Origin of the sequence: Pseudovibrio sp. Ad26, from assembly GCF_001623285.1 — a bacterium.
Lineage (GTDB): Bacteria > Pseudomonadota > Alphaproteobacteria > Rhizobiales > Stappiaceae > Pseudovibrio > Pseudovibrio ascidiaceicola.
In genome coordinates, this window is record NZ_LMCE01000005.1 from 1 (window position 1) to 26,710 (window position 26,710).

At 52.0% G+C, this 26,710-nt stretch carries 34 protein-coding genes; 15 read left to right on the forward strand and 19 right to left on the reverse strand.

Annotation, left to right across the window (positions count from 1 at the left end; genetic code table 11):
* Nucleotides 1-264 precede the first annotated feature (264 nt).
* Nucleotides 265-1,863, reverse strand: a complete 1,599-nt coding sequence (gene ggt / locus PsAD26_RS01035) for a gamma-glutamyltransferase (protein ID WP_063308929.1) — start codon at nt 1,861-1,863, stop codon at nt 265-267.
* Nucleotides 1,864-1,978: 115 nt separating this feature from the next.
* On the opposite strand from ggt, the gene PsAD26_RS01040 reads away from it, so the two are divergent.
* The 3 genes from PsAD26_RS01040 (at nt 1,979) to PsAD26_RS01050 (ending at nt 3,933) form a co-directional block, all read left to right on the forward strand.
* Nucleotides 1,979-2,410, forward strand: coding sequence for a heme-binding protein (locus PsAD26_RS01040; RefSeq protein ID WP_063308930.1), 432 nt, complete (start codon nt 1,979-1,981; stop codon nt 2,408-2,410).
* 84 nt (nt 2,411-2,494) lie between these two features.
* Entirely contained in the window at nt 2,495-3,127 is a 633-nt protein-coding gene (locus PsAD26_RS01045; protein ID WP_063308931.1) for an HAD family phosphatase, read from the forward strand.
* A 101-nt stretch (nt 3,128-3,228) separates the two neighbouring features.
* Entirely contained in the window at nt 3,229-3,933 is a 705-nt protein-coding gene (locus tag PsAD26_RS01050; protein ID WP_208985444.1) for an isoprenylcysteine carboxylmethyltransferase family protein, read from the forward strand.
* A 72-nt stretch (nt 3,934-4,005) separates the two neighbouring features.
* On the opposite strand, the gene tnpA is transcribed toward PsAD26_RS01050, so the two are convergent.
* Nucleotides 4,006-4,440 (reverse strand): IS200/IS605 family transposase, encoded by a 435-nt coding sequence (gene tnpA, locus PsAD26_RS01055; RefSeq protein WP_063308933.1) that lies wholly within the window; start codon nt 4,438-4,440, stop codon nt 4,006-4,008.
* Between the two features lie 174 nt (nt 4,441-4,614).
* Complete coding sequence (gene phaR, locus PsAD26_RS01060; protein WP_063308934.1) at nt 4,615-5,232, reverse strand: polyhydroxyalkanoate synthesis repressor PhaR; 618 nt, start codon at nt 5,230-5,232, stop codon at nt 4,615-4,617.
* Between the two features lie 351 nt (nt 5,233-5,583).
* On the opposite strand from phaR, the gene PsAD26_RS01065 reads away from it, so the two are divergent.
* The 3 genes from PsAD26_RS01065 to PsAD26_RS01075 all read left to right on the forward strand — a co-directional run bounded on the left by PsAD26_RS01065 (nt 5,584) and on the right by PsAD26_RS01075 (nt 8,478).
* Nucleotides 5,584-6,768: an acetyl-CoA C-acetyltransferase gene (locus PsAD26_RS01065; RefSeq protein ID WP_063286141.1), complete on the forward strand. Its 1,185-nt coding sequence runs from the start codon at nt 5,584-5,586 to the stop codon at nt 6,766-6,768.
* Between the two features lie 169 nt (nt 6,769-6,937).
* Entirely contained in the window at nt 6,938-7,666 is a 729-nt protein-coding gene (gene phbB / locus PsAD26_RS01070) for an acetoacetyl-CoA reductase (RefSeq protein WP_057464706.1), read from the forward strand.
* Between the two features lie 179 nt (nt 7,667-7,845).
* On the forward strand, nt 7,846-8,478 hold the full coding sequence (locus PsAD26_RS01075; protein ID WP_063308935.1) for a LysE family translocator: 633 nt from the start codon (nt 7,846-7,848) through the stop codon (nt 8,476-8,478).
* Between the two features lie 126 nt (nt 8,479-8,604).
* Here PsAD26_RS01075 and rpmF read toward each other — a convergent pair whose 3' ends face one another.
* The 3 genes from rpmF to PsAD26_RS01090 all read right to left on the reverse strand — a co-directional run bounded on the left by rpmF (nt 8,605) and on the right by PsAD26_RS01090 (nt 10,588).
* Complete coding sequence (rpmF, locus tag PsAD26_RS01080) at nt 8,605-8,790, reverse strand: 50S ribosomal protein L32 (RefSeq protein WP_057464705.1); 186 nt, start codon at nt 8,788-8,790, stop codon at nt 8,605-8,607.
* Between the two features lie 140 nt (nt 8,791-8,930).
* The gene (gene mtgA / locus PsAD26_RS01085) at nt 8,931-9,587 is read right to left on the reverse strand and encodes a monofunctional biosynthetic peptidoglycan transglycosylase (protein ID WP_306418671.1); all 657 of its coding nucleotides are present in this window, start codon (nt 9,585-9,587) and stop codon (nt 8,931-8,933) included.
* Between the two features lie 56 nt (nt 9,588-9,643).
* Nucleotides 9,644-10,588 (reverse strand): hydrogen peroxide-inducible genes activator, encoded by a 945-nt coding sequence (locus PsAD26_RS01090; protein WP_063308950.1) that lies wholly within the window; start codon nt 10,586-10,588, stop codon nt 9,644-9,646.
* A gap of 246 nt (nt 10,589-10,834) precedes the next feature.
* Between PsAD26_RS01090 and PsAD26_RS01095 the strand changes: the two genes are divergently transcribed.
* Nucleotides 10,835-11,386, forward strand: a complete 552-nt coding sequence (locus PsAD26_RS01095) for a peroxiredoxin (protein WP_057464703.1) — start codon at nt 10,835-10,837, stop codon at nt 11,384-11,386.
* 171 nt (nt 11,387-11,557) lie between these two features.
* On the forward strand, nt 11,558-12,100 hold the full coding sequence (locus PsAD26_RS01100) for a carboxymuconolactone decarboxylase family protein (RefSeq protein WP_057464702.1): 543 nt from the start codon (nt 11,558-11,560) through the stop codon (nt 12,098-12,100).
* A gap of 142 nt (nt 12,101-12,242) precedes the next feature.
* Here PsAD26_RS01100 and PsAD26_RS01105 read toward each other — a convergent pair whose 3' ends face one another.
* The 3 genes from PsAD26_RS01105 to PsAD26_RS01115 form a co-directional block, all read right to left on the reverse strand.
* Complete coding sequence (locus tag PsAD26_RS01105) at nt 12,243-12,602, reverse strand: NINE protein (RefSeq protein WP_063291290.1); 360 nt, start codon at nt 12,600-12,602, stop codon at nt 12,243-12,245.
* Between the two features lie 150 nt (nt 12,603-12,752).
* Complete coding sequence (locus tag PsAD26_RS01110; protein ID WP_208859968.1) at nt 12,753-13,115, reverse strand: NINE protein; 363 nt, start codon at nt 13,113-13,115, stop codon at nt 12,753-12,755.
* 128 nt (nt 13,116-13,243) lie between these two features.
* Nucleotides 13,244-14,485 carry a cyclopropane-fatty-acyl-phospholipid synthase family protein gene (locus PsAD26_RS01115; protein ID WP_063305953.1) on the reverse strand — a complete coding sequence of 414 codons (1,242 nt, stop codon included), beginning with the start codon at nt 14,483-14,485 and terminating at the stop codon, nt 13,244-13,246.
* A 324-nt stretch (nt 14,486-14,809) separates the two neighbouring features.
* Between PsAD26_RS01115 and PsAD26_RS01120 the strand changes: the two genes are divergently transcribed.
* Nucleotides 14,810-15,691 carry a polyprenyl synthetase family protein gene (locus PsAD26_RS01120; RefSeq protein ID WP_244278121.1) on the forward strand — a complete coding sequence of 294 codons (882 nt, stop codon included), beginning with the start codon at nt 14,810-14,812 and terminating at the stop codon, nt 15,689-15,691.
* Here the strand turns inward: PsAD26_RS01120 and PsAD26_RS01125 are convergent.
* Nucleotides 15,688-16,239 carry a cysteine hydrolase family protein gene (locus PsAD26_RS01125; protein WP_063308937.1) on the reverse strand — a complete coding sequence of 184 codons (552 nt, stop codon included), beginning with the start codon at nt 16,237-16,239 and terminating at the stop codon, nt 15,688-15,690. The genes PsAD26_RS01120 and PsAD26_RS01125 overlap by 4 nt on opposite strands.
* A gap of 159 nt (nt 16,240-16,398) precedes the next feature.
* Between PsAD26_RS01125 and PsAD26_RS01130 the strand changes: the two genes are divergently transcribed.
* Nucleotides 16,399-16,611: a hypothetical protein gene (locus PsAD26_RS01130; protein ID WP_057464696.1), complete on the forward strand. Its 213-nt coding sequence runs from the start codon at nt 16,399-16,401 to the stop codon at nt 16,609-16,611.
* 4 nt (nt 16,612-16,615) lie between these two features.
* Here PsAD26_RS01130 and PsAD26_RS01135 read toward each other — a convergent pair whose 3' ends face one another.
* Genes PsAD26_RS01135 through PsAD26_RS01150 form a run of 4 tightly spaced genes read right to left on the reverse strand, consistent with a single transcriptional unit; the run spans nt 16,616 to nt 18,902 of the window.
* Complete coding sequence (locus PsAD26_RS01135) at nt 16,616-17,089, reverse strand: YbaK/EbsC family protein (RefSeq protein WP_057464695.1); 474 nt, start codon at nt 17,087-17,089, stop codon at nt 16,616-16,618.
* A 28-nt stretch (nt 17,090-17,117) separates the two neighbouring features.
* On the reverse strand, nt 17,118-17,792 hold the full coding sequence (locus PsAD26_RS01140; protein WP_208985445.1) for a phospholipase: 675 nt from the start codon (nt 17,790-17,792) through the stop codon (nt 17,118-17,120).
* Nucleotides 17,789-18,223 (reverse strand): hypothetical protein, encoded by a 435-nt coding sequence (locus PsAD26_RS01145; protein WP_063308938.1) that lies wholly within the window; start codon nt 18,221-18,223, stop codon nt 17,789-17,791. Before PsAD26_RS01145 ends, PsAD26_RS01140 begins: the two co-directional genes overlap by 4 nt.
* A gap of 37 nt (nt 18,224-18,260) precedes the next feature.
* Entirely contained in the window at nt 18,261-18,902 is a 642-nt protein-coding gene (locus tag PsAD26_RS01150) for a DNA-3-methyladenine glycosylase (RefSeq protein ID WP_063308939.1), read from the reverse strand.
* A gap of 73 nt (nt 18,903-18,975) precedes the next feature.
* Here PsAD26_RS01150 and gluQRS point away from each other — a divergent pair, with 73 nt between their 5' ends.
* A complete protein-coding gene (gene gluQRS, locus PsAD26_RS01155; protein ID WP_063308940.1) occupies nt 18,976-19,833 on the forward strand; it encodes a tRNA glutamyl-Q(34) synthetase GluQRS in 858 nt (285 codons plus the stop codon).
* 1 nt (nt 19,834) lies between these two features.
* Here gluQRS and PsAD26_RS01160 read toward each other — a convergent pair whose 3' ends face one another.
* Nucleotides 19,835-20,797, reverse strand: coding sequence for an AEC family transporter (locus tag PsAD26_RS01160; protein WP_063308941.1), 963 nt, complete (start codon nt 20,795-20,797; stop codon nt 19,835-19,837).
* 30 nt (nt 20,798-20,827) lie between these two features.
* On the reverse strand, nt 20,828-21,790 hold the full coding sequence (locus PsAD26_RS01165; RefSeq protein WP_063308952.1) for an AEC family transporter: 963 nt from the start codon (nt 21,788-21,790) through the stop codon (nt 20,828-20,830).
* Nucleotides 21,791-21,954: 164 nt separating this feature from the next.
* Between PsAD26_RS01165 and PsAD26_RS01170 the strand changes: the two genes are divergently transcribed.
* Nucleotides 21,955-23,082 (forward strand): hybrid sensor histidine kinase/response regulator, encoded by a 1,128-nt coding sequence (locus PsAD26_RS01170; protein WP_063308942.1) that lies wholly within the window; start codon nt 21,955-21,957, stop codon nt 23,080-23,082.
* Here the strand turns inward: PsAD26_RS01170 and PsAD26_RS01175 are convergent.
* A complete protein-coding gene (locus tag PsAD26_RS01175) occupies nt 23,079-23,681 on the reverse strand; it encodes a 2-hydroxychromene-2-carboxylate isomerase (protein WP_063308943.1) in 603 nt (200 codons plus the stop codon). The genes PsAD26_RS01170 and PsAD26_RS01175 overlap by 4 nt on opposite strands.
* Nucleotides 23,682-23,892: 211 nt before the next feature.
* Between PsAD26_RS01175 and PsAD26_RS01180 the strand changes: the two genes are divergently transcribed.
* The gene (locus tag PsAD26_RS01180) at nt 23,893-24,732 is read left to right on the forward strand and encodes a phosphatase PAP2 family protein (protein ID WP_063308944.1); all 840 of its coding nucleotides are present in this window, start codon (nt 23,893-23,895) and stop codon (nt 24,730-24,732) included.
* Between the two features lie 66 nt (nt 24,733-24,798).
* On the opposite strand, the gene PsAD26_RS01185 is transcribed toward PsAD26_RS01180, so the two are convergent.
* Entirely contained in the window at nt 24,799-25,284 is a 486-nt protein-coding gene (locus PsAD26_RS01185) for a low molecular weight protein-tyrosine-phosphatase (RefSeq protein ID WP_057464687.1), read from the reverse strand.
* 155 nt (nt 25,285-25,439) lie between these two features.
* Between PsAD26_RS01185 and PsAD26_RS01190 the strand changes: the two genes are divergently transcribed.
* Nucleotides 25,440-25,733: a 4a-hydroxytetrahydrobiopterin dehydratase gene (locus PsAD26_RS01190; protein WP_063294551.1), complete on the forward strand. Its 294-nt coding sequence runs from the start codon at nt 25,440-25,442 to the stop codon at nt 25,731-25,733.
* 21 nt (nt 25,734-25,754) lie between these two features.
* On the opposite strand, the gene PsAD26_RS30120 is transcribed toward PsAD26_RS01190, so the two are convergent.
* Entirely contained in the window at nt 25,755-25,979 is a 225-nt protein-coding gene (locus PsAD26_RS30120; RefSeq protein WP_063308945.1) for a sulfurtransferase TusA family protein, read from the reverse strand.
* 94 nt (nt 25,980-26,073) lie between these two features.
* On the opposite strand from PsAD26_RS30120, the gene PsAD26_RS01200 reads away from it, so the two are divergent.
* Nucleotides 26,074-26,646, forward strand: coding sequence for a DUF924 family protein (locus PsAD26_RS01200; RefSeq protein WP_063308946.1), 573 nt, complete (start codon nt 26,074-26,076; stop codon nt 26,644-26,646).
* Nucleotides 26,647-26,710: the final 64 nt, after the last annotated feature.

Sequence of the window (26,710 nt, forward strand, 5' to 3'; positions counted from 1 at the left end):
TTGGTAATACATGCGAGGCGGGGTCTGGCCGCGTCACGATCTAAAGCCGTGCTGGGCTCTGATCTGGGACCCAACGACCTCCGCCTCGCTACCATTCAAGCACAAAACAAACACACAGGGATCCAGAGCTGCCCTTACCAACGCCAGCACCTTTGGCACTGGATACCGGATCAGCGCTCCGCTTGTCCGGCATGACGGTTGAGGTTCCAGAGCAACCAACCAGTCACTCTGGATACCCATCATAGTTAGCAAAGCACCAGCACCTTAGTACCCCAGTGCGCAGCCGTCTTTGCGTGGATCAGAGCCGCCAATCAGGCCGCCGCCGTTGGCTCGGTCAAACATGATGGCCTGCCCGCCGCCAATTGGGGTCGCGACAATGGAAACCTCATGGCCCAGCGCTTTGAGAGCTTCAACGGTCTCTGCCGGAACACTGGTTTCAGCCTGCAGGGACAGAGACTTCTCATCAATGAACATACGCGGACAATCAATGGCTTCCTGCATGTTCATGCCGTAATCCAGATGGTTGGAGAGCACATGTGCATGCCCGCATGGCTGATACCCACCGCCCATCACACCAAAGCTCATATACGGCACGCCATCCTTCAGAACCATCGCCGGAATGATCGTGTGCATTGGCCGTTTTCCAGCAGCAATCTGGTTGGGATGACCTTCTTCCAACGTAAAACAAGCGCCCCGATTTTGCAGCAGCACACCAGATTTCGGCGTTGCAATGCCAGAGCCGAAGCCGTGATAGATGGAGTTGATGAAGGAGATCGCAAGACCGTTCTCATCAACCACACTCAGATAAACCGTATCAGACTTTGGCGAGAGAACTTCTTCCGGCTGACGCGGCAATACCCCGTCAGTGCGGATCAGCTTTGCAAGGCTGTCGATGTAGTCGCTATCAAGAAACGCCTGCGGGTCAAACTCCATAGTCTCAGGATCAGCAAGAAAACGATCACGTCCGGAGTAAGCAATCTTGGCAATCTCCAGTTCCAGATGGAACCGCTCCGGCCCCGTCGGATCAAGATCAGCCCAGTCAAACCGCTTCATCAGCTCCAGCATGACAAGAGCAACAATACCCTGCCCATTTGGCGGTAACTCAGCAACCGTCACACCGCGATAGTCTGTGGTGACTGGCGTCAGATCAACAGCCTCATGCGCAGCCAGATCCTCCGCAGTCAGATAACCACCCTTAGACTGGACAGTGGCTGCAATCTCTTCAGCAATCGGGCCGTTGTAGAACGCATCCGCTCCACCCTTTGCCACAGCTACCAATGTCTCAGCCAGTGGGAGGTTGCGCATCACTTCGCCAACAACAGGCGCACGACCATCCTTCAAAAACAGCTCTGCTGCACCTTCATCACGCTTGAGAAAGTCAACAGCACCTTTCCAGTCCGCAGCCACACGCGGGCAGACCGAGTACCCATCACGCGCATAACTGATGGCCCGCTTCAGAACCCTGTCGAATGAAAACCGTCCATGGTCTTTGAGCAGCTTCTCCCACCCGCGCAAGGCGCCCGGAACGGTCACGGCGTGAATTGAATCCACGGCAACATCAAGCAAACCATCTGCTATCAGCTTATCCGCGCTCACATTTTTAGAAGCACGCCCAGAAGAATTCATGCCCGACAACGTACCATCCGGCTGCGCAACAATGGCAAAGCAATCACCACCAATGCCCGTCATATGCGGTTCCACGACAGAATGAACAGCCATCGCGGCCACAGCAGCATCAACGGCAGTACCGCCCTCTCTCAAAATTTCGAGCGCTGCGTTGGTAGCCAATGGATGGGATGTCGCTGCCATCGCATGTGGTGCATAAACAGCGGAGCGACCCGGAGCATGAAAATCTCTAAACACGAAAAATCCCTCTTTGTATTTGGCAGTGAATCTCCGGTCCCCTAACGAAGAATTCCCCGCATCATCATCCTCTGCTAAAACAGGGTGATTCAGCAAAACCTATCAGGAAATACTTATGGTGCAATTCAATCTTGATCACGCCCGGACAATCATCTCAGCAGCACAGGCTAAGGGAAGCGAGTTAGGTCTCAAACCGCTCACCGTCGCTGTACTGGATGCAGGCGGCCACCTCGTCGCACTCGAACGTCAAGACGGGTCATCAATTTTGCGCCCACAAATCGCAATGGGTAAAGCCTATGGCGCCGTAGCCGTTGGCGCAGGTTCCCGCTGGCTCAACGACAACGCCCAAAGCCGCCCTCACTTTGTGCAGGCCCTCAACGGCGTTGCAGGCGGTGGCATTGTGCCGGTACCGGGCGGCGTTCTGGTCCGCAATACTGACGGCGAAATTCTCGGCGCTGTCGGCATCACCGGCGACACATCCGAAAATGATGAAGCTGCAGCCATTGCAGGCATTGAAGCAGCTGGTTTCACAGCTGACGCAGGCTGACACAACTTTACCGCAGTTGCTGGACTATATTGCGCCCAGCAACTGCACCACTATCACGGTTCACTTCATTTCAGATTGGTACCCATGCCTATTCGCTTTGTTATTTTTGATATGGACAACGTCCTTTACGATTATGACCACCCCTACCGTCTGAATGTCCTCGCTGACATGACCGGCAAACCAGCCGAAGAGATCGATCATATCGTCTTTAAGGGACCAGAAGAAAACGCTGCCGAAGCAGGTACACCGCACACCGCAGCAGAATACCTCTCGCAGTATCAACGGCTTCTGGGCCATCCCATTTCACGTGAAACGTGGGTCAAAATCCGCCGGGATATGATGACCAAATGGCCGGACATGCTCTCCCATGTGGAAGCAATCAAACAAAACCACGAAGTCGCCCTGCTGACAAACAACGGCATGATGCTGAAAGACGCGCTCTATGAAGTCGCCCCGGCACTTGAGCCAATCTTTGGTGACCGCGGCCATGCCTCCGCCGAATTCGGAACCCGCAAACCAGACCCGAACATCTACCTGACAGTCTGCGAGAAGTACGGCTTCCAACCAGAAGAAACCCTGTTCGTGGATGACCGCCTCGACAATGTGGAAGGCGCACGCGAAGCAGGCCTGACCGCTTACCAGTTCACCACAGAACCAGCGTTCGCCAGTTACATTCGCACACTGGGGCTGATCAATGAGCAGGTTCCGGCGAATTAGAAACATCCCACTAACCGGGTATTCAGCAGACCAGCAATCTGTTCGCCTCAAAGACGGTTTCTCTCCGTAAACTTGTGCAATTGCAACACACGCAAGTTGAGATGGAGAGAAGTCTGTACCTACGTCTGACCATAAGCTCAGCGATGCTCGCGGTCTTCATCGCACTCGCCATCTTGCCATCCATCGCTTTCGCAGGATCATCACTGGCATGGCCGCGGGGCTTGATGATTGTGGCACTGGTTTACTTCGCGCAAGTCGGCGTAGGCTTATGGCTCGCCCGCATAAATCCCTGGTTGTTCAAAGAACGCACCTCGTTCCCCTCCAAGGCCCTGAAGGGAGACAAACGCGCCACTCTCATTCTGTTCGGAGTGATCTTCATCTACTTCCTGCTCGCTGCTCTGGACGCTCACCTCTGGCATATCCTGCCTCAAACGGGAGACGTGAAACCAATCCTCAGAGGCCTGTTCCTCTTCCTGTGCGGTGTCATTCTCATCGTCTGGACCTTCAGCAAAAGCCCCTTCGCCAAGCCAACACCTCAAATAGACCTGAGCGAGCAGCAATGCGTTGAAAGCTGCGGACCGTACGCACTGGTCCGCCACCCCATGTATCTCGGTCTCATGTTCTGCATCGCAGGCCTTTCCATGATACTGGGCTCAAAACTCTTCGCCTTCCTCGCAATCCCGCTCATCATCCTCGGCTTCCTGCCGCTGATGAGAACTGAAGAAAAAACCCTCACCAGCAACTGCGAAGGTTACACAACCTATACGCAAAAAGTCCCCTGCCGCCTGTTCCCATGGATATATTAAGTCAAAGACCTCCACCAGAGGTGGAGGTTTGAAACGCTTCGCTTGAACCACTAGAAGTGGTTTTGTGAACGCTCAATAACTAAGTTTAAACAGGTCGTTATAGTCACTTGCCTTATCCTTCTTCTCTTGATTTTGAATATAGCGTCTAACGACCTGTTCTTGATAGCCCGTAGTTGAGACGAAGTATCCCCGCGCCCAAAAATGATAGCCTTTGTAGCGTCGTTTCCTCGCATATTTGTTGGCAACATAAAGCGAAGTCTTACCCTTCAAAAAGCCAACAATATGAGAGACAGAGTATTTAGGTGGGATTGAGATCAGCATGTGCACATGGTCTGGCATCAGCTCTCCCTCTTCAATTCGGCAACTCTTTTGCAACGCTAACGTAACAAACCTATCTTTCAGCTCTCGCCGCAACTCACCATAAAGACGCTTTGTCCGGTACTTACTCGTAAAGACAACGTGATATTTACAGTCCCAGGTGCTGTGGTTAAGGTGATCGGTATCCATAAAAAACCTCCCTGCTCAAGTGTGGAAAGGCCACGCCAATGGCCGAAGCAGGGAGGTCTCTTACTGAAAATGTAGAACTCTTCCAGTCCTCCACCCGAGGTGGAGGTTTATTTGGATTACAAAAAAGCCGAAGGTGTCCCTCCGGCTTCCGTAATTCAGCAGTAATATGAATTATCAGGCGTCTTTTTTGGCCGCTGCAAGAGCTGCAATCTGCTTTTGCATTTCTGCAAGCTGCTCTTTCAGATCAGAAATATCGCCACTGCTGGCCTGTGTTTCTGCAGGTTTAGGCGCAGCTTCTTTTTCCGGCGTTTGAGCTTGCCCCGGCATATCCGCAGGATTAGCACCATCAAACGGCAGGAACATTTTCATCGCGCGGTCAAACATATCCGCATTGCGCTTCACCTGATCTTCCAGAACTTCAAAGGCAGAGGAGCCAAAGTTCTGGTTCATCTGGCTGCGCAACTTCTCTTGCTCTCGGGTGAGAGAGGACATGGAGAATTCCAGATAGCTCGGCACGAGGTTTTGCATGCTGTCACCGTAAAACCGGATCAGCTGGCGCAGGAAGGTAATTGGAAGAAGGTTCTGCCCCTTGCTTTCCTGCTCAAAGATAATCTGCGTCAGAACAGTCCGCGTGATGTCATCACCGGATTTGGCGTCAATGACGACGAAGTCATCTTCATCCTTCACCATCACCGCAAGATCCTCGAGAGTCACATAGGTGCTGGTTCCAGTATTGTAGAGCCGCCGGTTGGCGTACTTCTTGATGATAGTGGCTTCGTTTGTCTTAGCCATCAGATTTGAGTACCTCAATGCGCTATTATGGCTGATCTGGAACACTATCCCAATTTGCTCCGGCCAGCTCCCCCCTGATCCCATATTTTTTACATACGAGATTAACTAGTAAGCCGCAGAGTAAGCTAAATCCCACCTTTCACGCTAGCGGTTTCATTGGTCTACTATGGTCTTAATTGGAATTATCGAATTCATCTGGCTTTCCCCCCTACAAATTGAATAGTCTGCCCATTAGGTATTCTACGAGTTCGAAGGATCTCTTATGCTGCATTGCACCAGCATGGCTGCCCGCCCTGGTGATTTGCGTGCGAATAAGAAGTCCCGCATTGCACAAATATTGGAGAATTGCACATGACCTCGCCTAATGATGTTGTAATTGTAAGCGCGACACGTACCCCAATCGGATCCTTCAACGGGTCCTACGCCAACACCCCAGCTCAAGACCTCGGCACAGCGGTTATCAAGTCAGCACTTGATCAGGCGAAAGTGGAAGCAAACGACGTCAACGAAGTCATCTTCGGTCACGTGCTCACTTCTGGCCTCGGTCAGAACCCGGCACGTCAGGCAGCGATCAACGCTGGCATGGCAGATGATTCGACCGCTATCGTCATCAACCAGGTTTGCGGGTCAGGCCTGCGCGCTGTCGCTATGGGCATGCAGCAGATCCAGTCCGGCGATGCAGATATCATCGTTGCAGGCGGTCAGGAAAACATGACCCTGTCCCCACACTGCCAGAGCTTGCGTGCCGGCGTGAAAATGGGTGACTACTCCATGACTGACACCATGCTGAAGGACGGCCTGATTGATGCATTCCAAGGCTATCACATGGGTATCACTGCAGAAAACATCGCAGAAAAGTACCAGATCACCCGTGAAGCTCAGGACGAGTTCGCTGTCTCCTCTCAGAACAAAGCAGAAGCTGCTCTGAAAGCTGGCAAGTTCAAAGACGAAATCACTCCAATCACCGTAAAAGAGCGCAGAACTGAGCGCGTGGTGGAAGATGATGAATTCATCCGCATGGGTGCTGAAATCTCCGCAATGCAGAAACTGCGCCCGGCATTCAAAAAAGAAGGCACCGTAACCGCAGCCAACGCATCCGGCATCAACGATGGTGCAGCAGCCCTTGTTTTGATGAGCGCAGATGCAGCTGAAAAGCGTGGCCTGAAACCGCTGGCAACCATCAAGTCATGGGCAACTGCTGGTGTTGATCCTGCATACATGGGTCTTGGCCCAATCCCTGCTTCCAAAAAAGCACTCGAAAAAGCTGGCTGGGCTATCGATGACCTCGATCTCATCGAAGCAAACGAAGCGTTCGCAGCGCAGGCTCTTGCGGTTGGTCAGGAACTGGGAATCGACTCAGACAAGCTGAACGTCAACGGCGGCGCAATCGCTCTTGGTCACCCAATCGGCGCGTCCGGTGCTCGTGTACTTGTAACACTTCTGCATGAAATGAAGCGCGAAGAGAAGAAAAAAGGCTTGGCAACCCTATGCATTGGTGGTGGCATGGGTATCGCACTGTGTGTTGAGAGAAAATAACCTCAACATTGGTAGTAATGTCACCTAATTGGAATAATTGAGCTTTATGGTCCCTGCGTAAAGTTCAAGTCAATTCCCTAACTAATGACGGAGTTGTCTTTGCTCCGTCATTATTATTACCTGTAACGGTGGGTTCCAATATTTTATTCCTAAGGCGGGGAGTATATCGATGAGCAGGGTAGCAATTGTAACCGGAGGAACGCGTGGCATCGGCGCAGCGATTTCCAAAGGATTGAAGGATGCAGGGTACACAGTTGCAGCAACATATGCAGGCAACACGGAAGCGGCTGATAAATTCAGCGCAGAAACCGGCATCAGTGTTTACAAATGGGATGTAGCGGACCCTAAGGCCTGTGAAGCAGGTATTGCTCAGGTGGCAGAAGAGCTCGGCCCGGTCGAAGTTCTCGTAAACAACGCGGGCATCACCCGCGATGGCTGGTTCCACAAGATGGATTATGACCAGTGGACCGCCGTGATGAAAACCAACCTCGACTCAATGTTCACAATGAGCCGCCCGGTTCTGGATGGAATGCGCGAGCGTGGCATTGGCCGCATCATCAACATTTCTTCCATCAATGGACAAAAAGGCCAGATCGGCCAGACCAACTACTCCGCAGCAAAAGCAGGCGTGATCGGCTTCACAAAAGCACTGGCGCAGGAAACAGCGCGCAAGGGCATCACCGTGAACTGCATCTGCCCTGGCTATATCGACACTGATATGGTCGCTGCTGTGCCTGAGAAGGTTCTGGAAGGCATCATCGGCCAGATCCCGGTGGGTCGCCTCGGTAAGGCAGAAGAGATCGCAGGCATGGTCTGCTACCTCGCCTCCACAGCCGCAGCCTTCGTCACCGGCTCCGTCATGACCATCAACGGCGCTCAGTACGTAGCTAACGGTTAAAATCAAGCGGTGAGGAACCTCCCGCTCTGTAACATTACATGACGACAAATCACCAAAACCGCCTCTCTACGGGGCGGTTTTTCTTTGCTGGAACGCATCCGCAAAATTGAACTAGTTTGATGTGTGCGGTCAATTCCGATATGACCTCTCGTTTGCATACGAACTCGGGTGAAAACGCAATGCCAGATCTTTCAACGCTGCTTCTGTTCACGGCAGCGTCCTTTGCCCTTACTGCAACTCCTGGCCCGGACATGCTGCTCATTGCCTCCCGCAGTGCAGCTCAGGGAAGACGCGCAGGGCTAGCCACCTTCGCAGGAATAGCCACAGGAACATACTTTCATGCGCTCGCCGCAGCATTTGGCCTGTCACAGCTCTTCCTTGCTGTTCCTATCGCTTATGATGTTGTCCGGTTTGTAGGTGCCGCCTATTTGCTGTTTCTTGCTTGGAAGGCATTCACCTCAAAATCAGCAACGGTCAGTACGACTGTTGAGAGTAAGAGGCACTCATCTATTCAGATGTTTCGCCAGGGTTTGCTAACCAATCTGCTCAATCCAAAGATGGTCATCTTCATCTTGGCTCTGTTTCCTCAGTTTGTGGAACCAGAAGCTGGAAACGTCGCATTACAAATTATGATCTTTGCCACCGTGCTGAACACAGTCGGCTTCTTCATCAACGGGACTGTCATTGTGGCAGCAAATCATATGATGCGAACACTCGGCGGCAACGGAAAGCTTAAGTTTCTGGCAAATTATCTTTTAGGTGCTGTGTTTGCAGGCCTTGCAGCAAGATTAGCGTTCGAAAGCCAGCGCTAGCAGAAAATAAAAAAGGCCGCCCTTTCACAGAGCGGCCTTTTTTAGTTCAAGCAAAACACCACAAAAAGAAAAAGCCGCCCCGAGGGACGGCCTTTTCAAAATCAACTCGCGTTGATCGCTTCAGACTTAAGCGTCGTCTTTAGCCTGAAGGATCTGACGACCCCGGTACATACCACTCTTCAGGTCAACATGGTGCGGGCGACGAAGTTCGCCGGAATCCTTGTCTTCCACGTAAGCTGGTTGTGCCAGAGCATCAGTAGAACGGCGAAAGCCGCGCTTCATACGCGATACTTTTTTCTTAGGAACAGCCATTGTAGCTCTCTCTCTCGTCACATGCGCACGCGCCACTCAAGCGCGGCGTTAACGTGCGAAATACACAATCTCTCAGATTGGCGGGGGTTATACAGGCAAACAGAAGGATTTGCCAGTCCTTATACGAAAATAATTTCGCACTACCTCTCCGGCGCCGAAATACAGTTAAGCACTTCGCCGGCCACCTGAGCTCGGCTACGGTTTATACCGGCAAGCCTGCGATGTCCAGAGCTAGGTTTTGCAGGGTTCCTGGCAATTGGATTTGGGAGCGCTGTAGCCAGCAAAGAGGCCTGAGTCGCAGAAAGTTTTGCAGCACTTTTCCCAAAGAAAGTTTGCGATGCAGCTTCCACTCCAAAGATCCCCGGACCCCATTCAGCAACGTTCAGATAGATCTCCAACACCCGCCGTTTCGAAAGCACCGTATCGATGAGCATCGCCAGCGGAACCTCCAGCACTTTGCGCAGATAATCCCTGTCGTTCCAGAGAAACAGGTTCTTCGCAAGCTGCATGGTGATGGTACTCGCCCCCCGAGGTCGCTTGCCTTCAAACAACTTCCAGGCCTGCCCACGCACCGCAGGCCAGTCAACGCCGCCATGAGTGCAGAACGTAGCGTCCTCGGAGACGACCACAGAACGTTGTAAATTAACGGAAATTTCTTCCAAAGGCACCCATTCACGCCAAACGGGCTGACCAGTCACAACGCGAAACAACATCAGACTGGAATAAGGAGGAACCACAGAATACAGCAGGGTCAGCACCACCGGCAAAGCCACAAGCACCCCGAGTGTACGCAACACCCAACGCCTGATCCTGCGCTTTAATGGCTCTGGTTTCTCCTTTGAACGCGCTTTTTTCAAGCACTCTTCTCCGATACATCTTGAGGAACCGAGACGTCTCTTTGAGTTTCAACCATAAAGCGTTCCAGAGCCTTGCAAAGTAATTTTGCATTTCCTTCAAAAGAAGATTTACGCCTCCAGACCATTCCAATCGTCCGGCGCGCATTCTTGTCGGCAATTTTGATCAGCTTCAAAGAAGTCCCGCGGTCGATATCTGCATCTACTGCAATACGTGGCACCAAAGTGACGCCGATGCCGTTATCCACCATTTGCACAAGTGTTGATAAAGATGTGGCTTGTACATCTTCATTTGCCGTCAGCATGCGCCCTCCCGTTGCGGCAAGAACATGGTTTCGCAAACAGTGGCCATCTTCCAACAGCAACAACACCTCATCTGCCAGATCTTCCATCATCACTTCATGGGCTCCCGCCAGCGCGTGTACGCTCGGCACGGCCAGATAAAAATCATCGCTCCCAATCTCGGCAGATTCAAACCCCGTCGTGTCATAGGGCAACGCCATCAGTGCCGCATCAATGCGCCCTTCCCGCAAAGCAATCATCAGATTGCGCGACAGATCCTCACGAAGGAACAATTGCAGCTCAGGATAAAGCTCTCTGAGCTGAGGCAGAAAGCGCGGCAGCAGAAACGGAGCGATAGACGGGATCACCCCCAACCGGAACCGACCACACAACGGCTTGTTCTGCGCACGAGCCCCCTGCACAAGGTCCTCCGCATCACGCAACAGCAAGGATGCCCTCTCAAGCACCTTCTCTCCCGCTTCAGTCAGAACGAGCGTGCGACCAGAGCGGTCCAGCAGCTCACATCCAAGTATGCCCTCCAACTGCTTGATCGAGGCAGAAAGCGTTGATTGCGTGATGAAACAAGCCTCTGCCGCCTTCGAAAAAGACAGGTGTTTGGCCAGCGATTTGAAGTACTGAAGCTGTTTTAATGTGGGTAACATTGTGCGACCAGATGACACAGATCAAAGCTCATAGATTAGAATTTCTCTAAGTTTTGGCGGAATTTGGCCAATCCCGAGACAACTTAGCATGCCCATCGAAAAAATCGATGGACTTCTTCGTTATTATCGTTTTGACCGATCAAATCAAGAGTTGCATAAAGACCCCAACGAAGACGTATTTTCCAAGTCTTCATGAGAATCACTAATCGACGCGCTCTGGCGTCATTCCATATTTAGGAGAGTACCATGCTCGGTATCGGCGAAAAGCTTCCAGAATTTGAAGTAGTTGGCGTAAAGCCTGGTTTCAACAACCACGAAGAAAACGGCGAAAGCGCATTTGAAGCAATCACTGAAAAAAGCTTCGAAGGTAAGTGGAAAGTAATCTTCTTCTACCCAAAAGACTTCACTTTCGTATGCCCAACCGAAATCGCTGAATTCGCTCGCCTTGCAAGTGAGTTTGAAGATCGTGACGCAGTTGTACTCGGCGGTTCTTCCGACAACGAATTCTGTAAGCTGGCATGGCGCCGTGACCACGCAGACCTCGACAAGCTGCCAATCTGGGCATTCGCTGACACCAACGGTTCCCTGATCGATGGCCTTGGCGTTCGTTCCCCAGACGGCGTTGCATACCGCTACACCTTCGTTGTCGACAACGAAAACACCATCCAGCACATCTACGCAACCAACCTGAACGTTGGCCGTAACCCTAAAGACACCCTGCGTGTTCTCGACGCTCTGCAGACCGACGAACTCTGCCCATGTAACCGTGAAGTTGGCGGCGACGTAATCGCAGCTTAATTCCGGAACGATCAGGACCGGAGCACATAAAGCGAAAAATCGCAGGCTCCGGTCTTTTTTAGCGTACTTCCGAAGACAATAAAAAACAGGTTTCGGAAGAGTTTGCGCATCAAAAACTAAAAACCATCACTTTGCACGTGGCCCATTGCCAAAATCATTAGGAGAAACATCATGTCCATCGATTCCTTGAAATCCCGCCTTGGTGACTTTGCTAAGGACGTTCGTTTGAATCTTGGCTCTATGGGAACTGATGAATCTCTGACTGCTCAACAAAAATACGGCCTGATCGTCGCTTGCGCCATCGCCACCCGCAATGCAGACGTGAAGAAGGCCCTGATTGCAGAAGCTGCTCCGCACCTGTCCGCAGAAGCGATGAGCGCCGCCAAAGCTGCTGTATCAATCATGAGCATGAACAACATCTACTACCGCTTCGTACACCTCTCCTCAAATGAGCAGTACGGAACCATGCCTGCCAAATTGCGTATGAACGTGATTGGCAAGCCGGGCGTAGACAAAGTCGATTTTGAATTGTGGTCGCTTGCTGTATCCGCCATCAACGGCTGTGGCATGTGCATTGATAGCCACGAAGCTATCCTACGCAAGGCTGGTGTAACTGCCGAGATGGTGCAAACAGCTGTTCGTTTCGCATCAATCATCCAATCTGCTGCTGTCGCCCTTGAAGCATCAGAACTGGAATTGGAAGCAGCTGAATAACCACAAGCGCCTCTCCTAAGGTTTTCGCCCTGTTTAATCCCCTCCCAGGATTATTCGTGCCCCGAATAACAGGCGATACCTAAACTGGCTCCAAGAGCTAAGCCGAAGCCCCCCAGCTTCGGCTTTTCTTTGTAATGGGCCTCTAACGAACCTCATTCGGCTCGGAAGGTGTATTGAACACCCCCACAAGGATGATCAGAAGATCAACGAACGCCCACGCAGAGACAATCATTCCCAACCCCAAAGCTCCACTGACAACGGCCAGCATCCCGTTTGGATCCAACGTCTCCATCCGGTTCAGACCGCTCACAATCAGAAAAGCCGTAATCAAAGAGAGAACAAGCATCACTGCTCCGCTCAGCGGCTTACCAAGATAAAACCGATGCAGCCCCAAGCCGCCCAAAAAGAGCGACAGGATCACCGTCACCACAGCAGATTTGTGCGGATTCTTGAGATAAAAGAAACCTCTTTTACTAGGCGGAATGACGGTTTGATCGCTCATAACTACGACCTCCGGTGAGCTTCGATCACACTCAGAGGCTGACACGCATTATCGATCAACACATCTCTCGAAATTTACGGCATAGAACTAGGGGTTATGAATTCTTCCTAGGCAAACCTGAAGAAACCAAGACGCCGCCTCACAGCTGCCCTAAAAGCTCTCCCGAATAAGCAATACAATCAGCACGATCAGATCGATAAACACCCAAATGTTCGCAATCATCGCCATGCCGATGGCAACACCGAAGCCAACCCACTCGCCTGTCGTCAGATCAGCAATCAAATTATGCCCGTCCAATCCCATCAGCAACGGGATCAGGATCAAAACTGCTGTAATGTTCAGGCAGTTGATGACAACAGCACTGCCAAGCTTGCGCAGATAAAACCGATGGGCAGCAAACTGCCCAAGCAAAAGCGCAAACAAAACGGCATAAGCTGTAGACTTACCCGGTTCGGAAAAATTGAAAATGCCCTCTCGCCGCCTTTGCGAGGGCAATGGAATATCATCAAACACCAACGACCTGCTTTCACCCATGCATTCTAAACATCAGGAAAGTAGCCAATGATTTTACTGGGCGTCAATGATCCAACCCAACAAACCCCGGAACTAATTCCAGGGCCACTTCTTTAATACAGAACAGCTTAGGCCGTTTTTCTGCGATCATCACGATGAGAGATCATCGCCTGCTCATTGTCACCAATGAAGTCACGGATAATCGGCACAGCATCCCGTTCTTTAGACAGGATCAACTGGAACACCATGAGCCGCCCATGCAGGAAGTTCATTTCGCAGCCTGACAGATAAAACTCCCACATTTTGCAAAAGCGCTCGTCATACAGCTCTTTGATCTTGTCCCGGTTACGCTCAAAGTTAAGCCGCCAATCTCTCAGGGTGTAATAATAGTGCAGCCGTAAGATCTCGTTATCACAGACCCAAAGACCCGTTTTCTCAATATCGGCAAAAGTCTCTGAAAGAGCAGGACAATACCCACCCGGGAAGATGTATTTGCTCAGAAATGGGCCCGTTACACCCGGGGGGCCACTACGACCAATCGAGTGAATGACAGCATAGCCATCCTGCTTCAGACAGTCTCTGATCTTGGCAAAGTAAGCACCCAGATTGCCGTGGCCAACATGCTCCATCATGCCGACAGAAACAACGCGATCAAACTCACCTTCAAACTCGTTGTAGTCCAGACAGACAAAATCAACCTTGCCCTCAAGACCGGCAGCTTTCACACGCTCCTCAGCAATTTTGATCTGCTCGGTAGAGACATTGAGAGAGGTCACCTGCGCACCGGTCTGCGCCATACGAATAGCCAGAGAGCCCCAGCCGCCGCCAATTTCAAGAACTGACATGCCTGGCTTCAGGTCCAGCTTTGCAACAAGATGATCCAGCTTGGCTTGCTGGGCTTCTTCAAGCGTATCCTCAGGCGTCCGGTAATAAGCACAGCTATAATTTAGTCCGTCATCAAGAAAGAGCCGATACAAGTCCGTCGACAAATCATAATGATGGCGCACCTGCGCTTTGTTTTTCTTCAGGTTCAGACCAAGGCGTCGCCGCGTATGACCATCTTTCATGAAAGTCAAAATTCGTTGAATAGGATGTTCTGTAAGCAGGCCATCATTCGCCATGAACACAGCAACCAGATCATTCAGAGTGTGACCCGGCTCCATGGTGATTAAGCCATCCATATAGGCTTCGGCTGCTTTCAGCTCAGGATCAATCAGAAGTGTGTAGGGAAGCTTCTGACTGTGAAAACGCAATGCAGCGGAGGGGCCGCTTTCATCACTGCCAAAAACGTGCTTTTTATCTTTGGCATCAAAAATTACAAGTTGCCCTATCTGGACAAAATTCGACAAAATCTTCGAAAGTGCACGCATTTCTATTCCCCCTATCATCTCTTATAGCTGACTTACTAGGGCGCCTTATTACGAGGCTCTTATTATATGACCTTAGGTAACTTTAGATTTAACCTAAAGAAAAAAACAGCATCAAGGCAACTCCGCAGGAAATCTCAGCCGAATATTTACGGGGCGAAAATCCGCAGGAACCTTACGGAAACACTCCATTTCACTTGACGTTGAGCTGTTTTCAGGACAAACGATCAACTTGCTATCTGTCGAATAGGTAAGCACTTTCAAATCTGTTGTACTTTATTTGCTCGTTTGGGATGGGGTTCTGTGTCTGTTGCTTTAAAATCGGTCATCACCGAAACCGCTCAGTCTCTTGAAGAAAAGCTCACCTCTCTTTTAGGGGAGACTGTTCGCTCTGAGGAATTGGCCCGCCCTGAACGCTTGCTGGAAGCGATGAACTATGCAGCGCTGTCCGGCGGCAAACGTCTGCGCCCGGTTCTGATGGTGGAAGCTGCCCGCTTGTTCGGTCACGAAGATGAAGGCACGCTTGTTGCCGCATCAGCGCTGGAATGCATTCACTGCTACTCCCTCGCCCATGATGACCTGCCAGCAATGGATGACGACGATGTACGTCGTGGTCGTCCAACAACTCATAAGGCATTTGACGAAGCAACGGCTATTCTAGCAGGCGATGCACTGCTCACGATCGCATTTGATTTCATTGCTGATGAGCAAGTACATCCAGATCCGGCCATCCGTCTGCGTCTGTCGCGGGAATTGTCCCGCGCATCCGGCATTGGCGGCATGGCAGGCGGTCAGATGCTGGACCTCGCCTCTGAGCACCGCGACAGAACAGAAGCTGAGATTCGTCAGCTTCAGGCGATGAAGACCGGCGCCCTCATTCGCTATGCATGTCGTGCAGGCGCAATGCTCGCAAATGCCACAGAGGACGACATCGCTCGTCTCACCCGTTTTGGCGAAATCATCGGTCTGGCGTTCCAGCTGGCAGATGATCTGCTGGACTTGACTGGCGATGCAGAAGTGGTTGGCAAGGCAACGGGCAAAGATGCAGAAGCTGGCAAGGCGACCCTCGTCAGCCTGCTGGGTGAAAACCACACCCGTCAGGAGCTCTCACGCTTGATTGCAGAAGCAGATGAACTGCTGGAGCCATACGGTGCAAAGGCCAACACCTTGAAGACGCTGGCCCGTTACATCGCAGATCGCGAAAGTTAAGCCGTCACTGCCTGCGCAAATTCAACATCAACCTCTGGAAGGGCGGTAATGCTGCCCTCATACCCACGAAGATAAATCAGCGTGTTGTTGTGATGCTCTCTGATTTGCTGTCCAGTAGCGTGCTCTTTGTCGTGCGTGGTGTGCGCATCATTCACCAGCCGCAGGTTAAACCCAAGCGAAGCCGCACGGCGGAACGTGGTATCCACGCAGAACTCCGAGGCAAACCCGCAGATCGTCAGATCAGTGATGCCGCGCTCATCCAACAACTCTTTCAGATTGGTTTTGTAGAAGGAATCCGGTGCAGTTTTCCGTACCTTCAAATCACTGTCCATTACAACAAGATCATCCGGCAATTCCCATCCCTCAGAACCATAAGCCAATTGATGGTTTGCACGTTCATGCTGAACAACGATAACTGGTACGCCTGCTTCACGAGCTTTTGCGCTCAGTCTGTTGATACGGGCAATCGTTTCATCCCGCTCAAAAGGGTGCGGCTCCACATCAAATAAGTATTTCTGTACATCAATAATAATCAGCGCGGTGCTCATCGTACTCTCATTTGTTGGAGGAATAGGTCTGTCCTTCTTCCCCTAAAAATACGCCCATGAATTAGTCATAAGCAATTGTAATCAATAAATATTTTCTTTGACCTTTGTAACCATCAAACAGATAGTTGATCCTGAAACAGATGGACAGGAGGTCGTTACATGGATCATGAAATGATGATGGAAGGCTTCGCCCTTTGGCAAGTTGTCATTATGATCGTCTGGATACTGGTTGTTGTCATTCCAATCGCCAGAATCCTGAACCGTCTCGGGTTCTCAAGGATCTGGACCATTCTGGCTTTCATTCCCCTGGTCAACCTGATCTTCCTCTGGATCCTAGCCTACGTTCATTGGCCAGTCGAAGACAGAATGTAGCCTGCTACTTCACGCAGATGACCTGATGGTCTCCCAAAATGTCCGGCAAATTTCCGGGCATCATGAACACTGCACTCGGCGTTCCGGCAGCAGCCCACACTTCATCAAAGCTCAACAGATCTTCATCCACGAAAACCGTCAGCTCCTGTTTATGTCCCAGTGGTGGAATACCGCCAATCGAGAACCCGGTAACATTTCTGACGAACTTGGCATCAGGCCGTCCTATCGGCCCACCAACAACTGTAGAAATGGCGTCTTCGTTAACGCGGTTCGTCCCACTTGCCAGCACCAAAATAGCTTCCTCGGTATCCAGCTTCTGAAAGACAAGGGATTTGACGATCTGTTCCTGAGCGCAGCCCAGCGCCTGCGCAGCCTCTGCAGCAGAACGTGAAGACTCTGGCAGCTCAACGACTTTCAGCCCAAGTCCACGATCATCCAAAAAACTCTGAAATTGCTTTGCACGCTTACTTTGCAACATATAACCCCTCCTCCGGCTTGTGCTTCCTTTAGATAGTGGTTGGCGCTGAAATTCCAAACCGCTCTTTTAGGAAGCGGAGCGCCAATGCCTGTGCCTCGCTATTGATGGAATGATCGAGCCCCGCCAGATCATGCGCTTCCACATCAAACCCTGCATTCTCCAGCGCTGTTTGAGCAGCCCCAAGATACGCCGCCGCCACCACATCATCCTCACTGCCATGCAGAAGCATCACTGGAGGCCGCACCACCATCTGCTCCACCAGATGCTCAGGCCCGCCCAGAACACCCGAGAAACTTAGCAAGCCTGCCGCCTCAGAAAAACGCCGAGGCCCCACATGCAAAGCAACCATAGCACCCTGCGAAAAGCCACCCAGCACCATGTCACGCTCTAACAGGCCATAATGCTCCAGTTCGGCATCCAACACCCGGTTGATCAACGGCGCAGCAGCCTGCACACCAATCCAGATTTCCCGCGCATCAAACTCAGTGGCCGCAAACCACTGCCGCCCCTCAACCCAATGTGCGCATGGCTCTGGTCCATTCAGGCAAACAACTGCAGTCTCTGGCAGCTCGTCGCGCAAGGCACGCGCCGTCGGCTCCATATCCCCAGCATCACCGCCATACCCATGCAGCAACACCAGCAGTTTACGTATCGGTGCATGACTCGGCTCCAAGCGGATGCACTCAATCTCGTGCATACTCATTCAGCCTCTTTCATCGTCATATGACCAGCAAGGTCTTGAAGCAGACCATCCTTCAAAAGGGCATTCATCACCTCACCATCATAATAGCGCTCTTCAACAACCTTACCAGCATCCCAGCGCTGCCAGCACAAACCGTCAATTTGCTGCGCCACACCAGCACCATCTACAAACTGGCTGAGATTGCGGAAGGCGCATAAACCACGCGTCTCATCAATCACAACATCTTCAATCTTGCCAATGATGGATTGCGCCGCTGAGATAAACGGCTCTTGCTTGGCGCGACCTTCAGCAGCGCCATCGGCAAACAGCACATCATTGGCATACATCTGCACAGAGGAGGCAAAAAACGCATCAAATGCTTCCAATGGCTTGCCATCACGAAGCAGTTCAATCTGCTCGTTTTTCGCTGCCACAAAACTATTGGATTCCATCAAGCGGCTCCCTACTTCATGATTGGCTCAGCATTCTTCAAACAGGCAGGGTCTCGCGCCCTTCTTTCATCACACGGTAATAAGACCAGAACAACCGCGCTGCGGTTCCACGATGAGGAGACCACGCCGCAGCAATTTCAGCAAGCACCTTTCCTTTGGGGCGCTCTTCAAGATCAAACGCATGCTGTACAGCAGCCTGCAAGGCCACATCCCCAACCGGAAAAACATCCGGATGCCCAGCGCAAAACAGCAAGAAGATATCTGCGGACCACGGACCAATGCCCTTAATCTCACATAGCCGCTTGTGTGCCACCTCACCCGGCCAGTCCACCGCCTCATTCAAACACAAACCAGCCTTCAGCTCTTCTGCAATGGCCTTCAATGTTCGCAGCTTAGCATTGGAGAGCCCAACACCCAGCAGCTCTTCATCACTCTTGGAAAGCAGCACATCTGGCTTAAACGGCACCACCAGCCCCTCAAGCCGCGCCCAGATGCTCGCCGCAGCTGCGACTGAAAGCAACTGCGCCACCACGATATTACAGAGCCCAGCAAAATCAGCAGAGCGCCTACGCAAAGGCACCTCACCTGCAACATCAGCAACACGAACAAGTCGCTCATCCAACTGCACAAGGGACGCAAGCTCCCGCTTAATATCCTCAAGCGTGTCTATAGGTCTCAACGCCCCCCTCCTCAAGCAAGCAAAGATGCTCTAATAACAAGCTGTCCATATTCCAAGTAGAACCATTTCGCAAATGAACTCGCCTGTCTATCGCTTTGCTCCTTCACCCAACGGCCACCTCCATCTCGGCCATGCTTACTCAGCCATCCTCAACGATGAAGCTGCAAAGCAAAACGGCGGAAGGTTCCTGCTGCGCATTGAAGATATCGACACGATCCGTTGCACCCCACAACTGCAAGAAGACATGCTGGAAGACCTGAAATGGCTTGGCCTGCACTGGGAAACACCAGTCCGCAGACAATCAGAACACTTCAGCGAGTACGCCAGAGCACTGGAGAAGCTGGAAGCAATGAGCCTTGTCTACAAGGCCTACCTCACCCGCGCTCAAATCAAACGCTTCGTTGCTGAGCAGGATGCATCAGACACCCCATGGCCACGAGACCCAGACGGCGCCCCACTCTATCCAGGCGACGACAACGTCCTCTCGGCACAAGAACAGAAAGCCTTTCAAAACTCTGATGCTCCCTATGCCCTGCGCCTCAACATGGCCAAAGCCATTGAACTAGCTGGCTCAGCTCTCAGCTGGAACGAAGCTCATCAAGGGAAGATTCAGGCAGATCCCGCAGCCTGGGGCGATGTAGTCCTTGCCCGCAAAGACACCCCAACCAGCTACCACCTCTCAGTAGTCGTAGACGACGCCCTGCAAGGCATCACTCACGTTCTGCGCGGCAAAGACCTCTACCACGCCACCAGCGTCCACCGCCTGCTTCAAACTCTACTGGAGTTGCCAGAACCGCACTACGAACACCACGACCTCATCTTGGATGAAACAGGCCGCAAGCTAGCCAAGTCCGCCAAGGACACCTCCCTCCGCGAACTAAGAGCAAGCGGTACCACTCCCGGGCAAATCAGAGAGAAGTTGGGCCTGTAGCTCAATACCCCTGCACCTGAATGAACCAGAGCCAGAAGCTTACGGTGAAGACCGAGATGCCTGTGGTGATTGCGATGCCGTTGGTGGACATGGCGTGACCGGTGCCGAACTGGTTGGCCATGATGAAGGAGAACACGCCTGTCGGGCACGCTGCGATCAACGTTGCAACCCCCACCCAGACAGAGGGCAGACCCACCACGTGTGCAGCAACAACAAACACCACAAACGGCATTAGGATCGACTTGATGATCGCCAGCACGCTGCCAATCGCCAGATTGCCTCGAATACCGTAGTTCACCATGCTCATCCCCACTGCAACCAGCGCCACAGGTGAGGCAGCTTTCGCCAGTGGAGCCAGAACGTCATCAGCCAACTTTGGAATTTCCAAACCTGATACATTCCAGAGCAACCCGCCCACAACACCATACAGGATCGGGTTCGCCAACAAGCCTTTGCCAACTGCAATAAGAAGCTCTTTCTTAGAGCGCGGCGCCTTATGACCATCAATCACCACCGCACGCTCCATCAACACCGAAGACGTCAGCGCGGTTAGCGGTGCGTGGAACACAATGAGAAGCGAAATCAAAAGCGTTCCCTCAGCTCCATAAACCGCATCAATCAAAGGAATACCAACCAGCACGGTGTTGGAGAAAGAGGCCGTCAGCCCGGCAATCACCGCCGCACGCGCCTCACGCCCAAATCCGACACGAACCAGAAGACCACCCAGAAATGCAACAACAGCCATCGAGCCGTAGTAAGTTGCCCAATACCCCCAAGGCGAAATACCGTCGAGGTCCGCAGAGCCAAGGCTGCGGAACAACAGGATTGGAATAAGCAGGTTCACACAGAACTTGCTCAGAATATCGCCAAGACTGCGATCCAGATATCCAACACGAGCAATAACATAACCAATGCCAACAAGAGCAAAGATCGGGAAGACGACGAAAAAGACCTGAACAATCATGGGAAACTCGAGAGAGGGTGCAAGACCTTCTTAGTAGCCCAGAAAGTTTAAGATCCAAAGCCAGAAGCTCATTGTGATTATTGAGAAAATGGTCGTCAGACTGATAGAGTTCGCACTCATGGCATGCCCGGTTCCAAACTGACTGGCATAAAGGTAGGCCACAACACCGGTTGGGCAGGCCGCCGCCAGTGTCGCCACCGCCACCCAAAGCGGTGAGAGCGGGAAGACATAAGCGCCCAGAAACAGCACCAGCGCAGGCATCAGCACAATCTTCAGCAAGCTCAACACACTGCCAATGGCAACGTTCCCGCGCACACCATAGTTAAGCAACGTCATACCAACGGAGAACAAAGCAACTGGGCTCGCAGCTTTTGCCAGAGGATGCAGCACACCATCCAGCAACACAGGCAATTCATAACCCGAGAAGTTCCAGCCCACACCCAGCAAAATAGCAATAACCAGCGGGCTCTTGATCAGCGTGGTGAACAGCGAATGCATAACGTCTTTGAAAGGCCGCGCTTCCTGGTAGCCATCCACCACCACCGCTCGCTCCATCGCCAACACAAACACCAGTGTTACAGAAGGTGCATGCACGGAGATGATAAGTGAAATCGGAACCAACGCCTCCTGCCCAAAGGCTGAGGTAATCACCGGAATACCAACCAACGACATGTTGGAGAACGCAGCAGAAAATCCACCAATACAGGCAGCCCTTGCTTCTCGCCCAAAGACCTTGCGCACCATATAACCACCCAGCACAGCACTGGTTGCCAGCGCCGTGTAATAGGTGCCCCAAAGCGCCCATGGGCTCAAACCAGCAAGATCAGATGTCGCCAGAGTACGGAAGATCAGAACCGGAATAAGCACGATAATGCAGAAGGTACTGAGATTGTCACCGACCTGCTTGCTCAGCAGCCCGGCATATCCAAGGCCATACCCCACACCGACTGTCGCAAAAATGGGAAACACCACTTGCAGCGTACTAAACAGCATTCCGTGTCCGCTCTTTTTCCACCATACAGCACTCTCCCAGAGGGCAAGCAGATGCGCTTGCAGCAGCAAAAAACAAAATCTCGGTGGATCCTTGCCAGAACTGGGCGAACTTTTCCTGCCAGTGTTTTAGGCTCTTCTTCGAGGATTGATCAAGGAGTTATCTCATGCCTGCGCCCAAACTGGCTCCAAAGCAGGATGTTGCAAGGCTGGTGCACGACCTGAAGACACCACTGTCTGCCATGAAAACGGCTTCTGATCTGATCGCACAGGAACCACTCAGCGATCAGCAGCAACATCATCTGAATACCCTGCAAACAGCCATCAACTCACTTGCGAAGCTGACAGGTGCAATCCTCGGCGCAAAAACACAAGCTGAACATCATAGCGGTGTTACAAGTAAGACCCAGCCTGAAGCAAGATCAGTTCTTGAGCAGCTCACCTATATCGCTGATCTGTTTTCACCACAGGCAGCAAGCTCTGGTCACACCCTCACCCACCGCTGGTCACGAGAGGCTATGTCGGCCTATCAAACCCAATCGGACGAGCTGCAGCGCATTCTCGCAGTGCTGGTCGATAATGCTATTCTGTACAGCAATACGGGCACCATCACGCTCAGCGCGCACATCAAGTTCTCAAACCATCAACCCAACATCGTGGTTACACTCAAGGATGCTGGCCCAGGCCTGACACCAGAGCAAGCCTCGCATCTGGACGCCGCCCCAACGCCGAAACGGAAGTCCGACGGCCACGGCCTCGGGCTTTGGAGTGCGCGGCACCTTGCTTGTGATCATCATGGAGACCTGAGGCTCATCACCAACACCGAGCATGCGGCCTGTTTTGAGTTGGTTTTGCTAATCCAAGAGATCGAGCAGACACAGCAACTTTCTACTCCAGCCCCAAATATGACGCGCTCCAAGCTTTCTGGTTCTGTGCTGGTGGTTGACGATAATGAGCCAAACCGGGAGTTGCTGGCAGCAATCTTCTCATCATTTGGCCTGACAGTGCGCATCGCAGACAGTGGAAAGCAGGCGTTGGCTATACAGTCAAAAACTCCATCCGACCTGATCTTTCTGGACCTGAATATGCCAGAAATGTGCGGCTCGGAAACACTCACTCAGATGCAGGCAAACGGACACGCCAAGGATAGAGCTTGCTTCGCGATCACAGCAAGCATCGCGCCGGAAGACCGCCCAGCGCTCTTCAAACAAGGTTTCACGCAAATTCTGGAAAAGCCTATCAACCCGTCAGCCCTCTACAGCCTGCTGGAAAGCACGCTTCAGAAGGTCAGCTAGCCAATCCGCACAAAGGAGGCATCCAGCGCTTCATCAAGGCGGTCGTTGCCCCAATAAAGATCGCCTTTTTCGGTGATCATGCTTGGCGCTCCAAACACACCCAGCGCCTCCGCCTCCGCAACTGCTGCCCGCAGGCCAATCTTGACCTCAGTGGTTTCAGCCTGACGCATGACCTTATCTGCATCCAGATCCAGCTCACGCAACAAGGCAATCATCAACTCTGGCTTGGAGATATCCTCGTCCAGTGCAAAAGCCATATGAAACACAGCGCGGGTAAACGCACCGATCCAAGGCTCCTTACGCCCCGCAAAAGCAATGCGAGAGGCAAGCAGGCTGTGTTGTGGAAAGATCTGTGGCTTCTTCCAGGACAACCCCAGGTTTGCAGCAGTACGTGCAACGTCCCGCCACATATAAGCCCCCTTCTTCGGGTTCTCTACAAATGGAGAGCTTTGTATCCCCTGACGCCGGAAGATCGGCCCCAATAAAAAAGGCCGCCAATCAATATCGATGCCCCTGTCTTTCGCAAGCTGCTCAATACGTGCTGCGGTCAGGTAGGAGTATGGGCTGGCAAATTCATAATAAAACGCGAGCCGAGGCATTTATTCTCTTTCTGATCCAATAGACCGGTAAGACCCAACCTACGGCAATGGAAACAATTTGAATTTATCTCGCAGGCCCCTATATGGGAGTTTGGCACTGCGAGAGGTAATCTTGCTGAGCACCAATGGAATTTCAAGGCAGCACATTGGCGCAACCTTCGAAAACAAGTATACCGCCTTGTAACTCAAAAGAGCGAACTCAGGAATTCCCGTGGCAAAAGACGGCTCGAACACTTCAATCCTAAATAAAATCATTAGTTTTTGCGGTGAACGCCCGTTCACGGCAATCCTGACATATATCCTTGTCGTCTCAGCAATCTTCCTGATCTTCCCGAGGCTGGATATCTGGGCATCCACCTTCTTTTATGACGGCGAAGGCAGTTTCCCTGTTTCAAAAGACCCGTTCTGGCGCGGTCTACGATACTTCGGCGTCTACATCTTCCAGTGGGTTGCAGGCCTGTCCTTGTTTGTGATGCTCTTCAAGCTCGCGTTTCCAAAGATCAAAGCACTGATGGATCTCCGTCACCCGATCTTCGTCGTATCCACGCTCATTCTTGGACCCGGCCTCGTTGTCAACGCGTTCTTCAAAAACCTGTGGGGCCGCCCACGCCCACGCCAAACAGAGATCTTTGGCGGAGACCTGCCATTCATCGGCGTTTGGCAACCTACTAACCACTGTGATAGTAACTGCTCGTTTGTATCCGGCGAAGGATCAGCATCCATCTGGTTGTTCGTGCTGGTCTTTATCGCCCCCAAAACCTGGCGCATTCCTCTGGCGACAGCAATCGGGGCATTGGTCTTTTTCCTTTCCGCCAACCGTGTGGCTTTCGGCGGGCACTTCTTTTCAGACACCCTGCTCTCCTGGGGCATCACCATGCTCGTAATTGTGGGTGTCTATCACTACCTATACCAGCGCACGCCAACATGGGCCCAGCCCGCTAATCTGGATACCTCCTTCACCAAAGGTGGCAACTGGCTGCGTGCCAAACTTGGCCGCGCTGCCTGCTGGTGCGCACGAAGCAGCAAAAGCTTCCTGCGCAAATTCAAATAATCAGCCCAAAAGCAAAAAAGCTCCGCAACCAACTGCGGAGCTTTTCTTCAATATCTTGCAAAGAGCTTAAATCTCGGTCGGCTCCATCTCCTCACGGATCTCCTGAAGCAGATTGTAAGTCCCGTTGCTCACCAGATCATACACCTCATCAAAGCCCTCATTCGCTCCGTAATACGGATCCGGCACATCCTTCTGCTCATCCTGAAGCAGCAAGCGCACATTTGCTGTATGCAAATACGGCGCTTTAGACTGAATATTCGTTAGGTTGCTGGCATCCATCGCAATGATGTAGTGAAACTTCTCAAAGTCCTCATCAATCAGCTGGCGCGCTTCCTGTTTAGAAATATCAACGCCATGCTTTTGCGCTGTCTGGATGCTGCGGATGTCCGGCTTTTTGCCACTATGCCAGTTCGCAGTTCCAGCGGAATCCACGTAAATCTGCTCTTCCAGTCCAGCTTGTTTGACATGATGACGGAAGACACCCTCTGCCAACGGACTACGACAAATATTGCCAAGACACACAAACAGTACACGACGCTGCAACAAGACCACTGCTCCCTCCAAATCTGACTGCCCGAATATTTAACCCAGCCGAAATCTTTGCTCCAGACTTTCGCGCGGATCTACTCAAATATCCATGGATTTTGCGAGTCAGAAAAACCTACTAAATCTGAGGCACCCCTTGCAACAAAACCAAAGGTGGTCTTGTGCCCGAGCTGTTAACCTCTACCGCAAAAGAATTTGCCCTAGCAGAATTACCGCATTGGACCTTGTCTGAAGATGGCAACGCGATAGAACGCACGTTCACCTTCCGGTCCTTCGCACGTGCATTTGGCTTCATGGCCAGCACTGCAATTCTGGCAGAAAAGATGAACCACCATCCTACATGGACGAACACCTACAACAAAGTGGATGTGTTACTTACCACCCATGATGCAGGTGGGCTGACCGAGTTGGATTTCAAGCTCGCCCGCAAACTGGACAGGCTGTGCGAGGCTTAATCTTTTTCAGGAAGAGCGCAATCAGCATTCAATCTTGAACTGACGCACGTCACCTACCATCTTATTCTCAATCAGCACATGGCCGTCTTGCTGGCACATATGTGGAATATCGATTGCAGACATTGGATCAGTAGCTTTCACAACAAGCTGCTCGCCTTTTGCCATACGCTTAAGATGTTTGCGCGTCTTCATCACCGGCAGTGGGCAGTTGAGACCTCTCAGGTCCAGAATATTTGTATCTTCCACCAATGTTTCACCAGGTACTCGAGTGTGGCACTGTGTTTGATGCTGGGCTAACGGAACTTTGCGCAACAGTAAAGTGAATATTGGGGAGTAGACCATGGCGACGATGGAACTGGACGGAAAAACAGAGACCAGCAAAGCGCTTGAGATTCTGGACTTCTGGTGGACGGCAGGCGGCCCCAAATGGTTCAACGGCGGCGAAGCGTTCGATCAGGAAATTCGTGAGAACTTTGAAGCCGACGTAGAAGCCGCCAATCGCGGAGATTACGACGTCTGGACAGCAACGCCTCACGGCACTTTGGCCCTCCTTCTGCTGCTCGACCAATTCCCGCGCAATATCTACCGCGGCTCACCAAAAGCATTTGCATCCGATCCGAAGGCTGTAAAAGTCGCTCTTGAGTCATTGAACAAGAACTTCCATTCCGCCTTTCCTATGGGCTATCGCATGTTTTTCTTCCTGCCATTTGAGCATTCAGAAGAGATGGACATGCAGGATTTGAGCCTGGACTTGTTCCGCGGCCTTGGCGATCAGGACACCTACCATTATGCGCTGATCCATATGGACGTGATCCGCCGGTTTGGCCGTTTTCCTCACCGCAACGAAGTGCTCGGTCGAACCTCAACGCCAGAAGAGACCAAGTTCCTCGCCTCTGGAGGTTTCAGAGCATAAGCATCTTGGCTAAAAATTAGCCATACATCACGCATGACCAAAAAATAGGCAGGGTCAATTTATG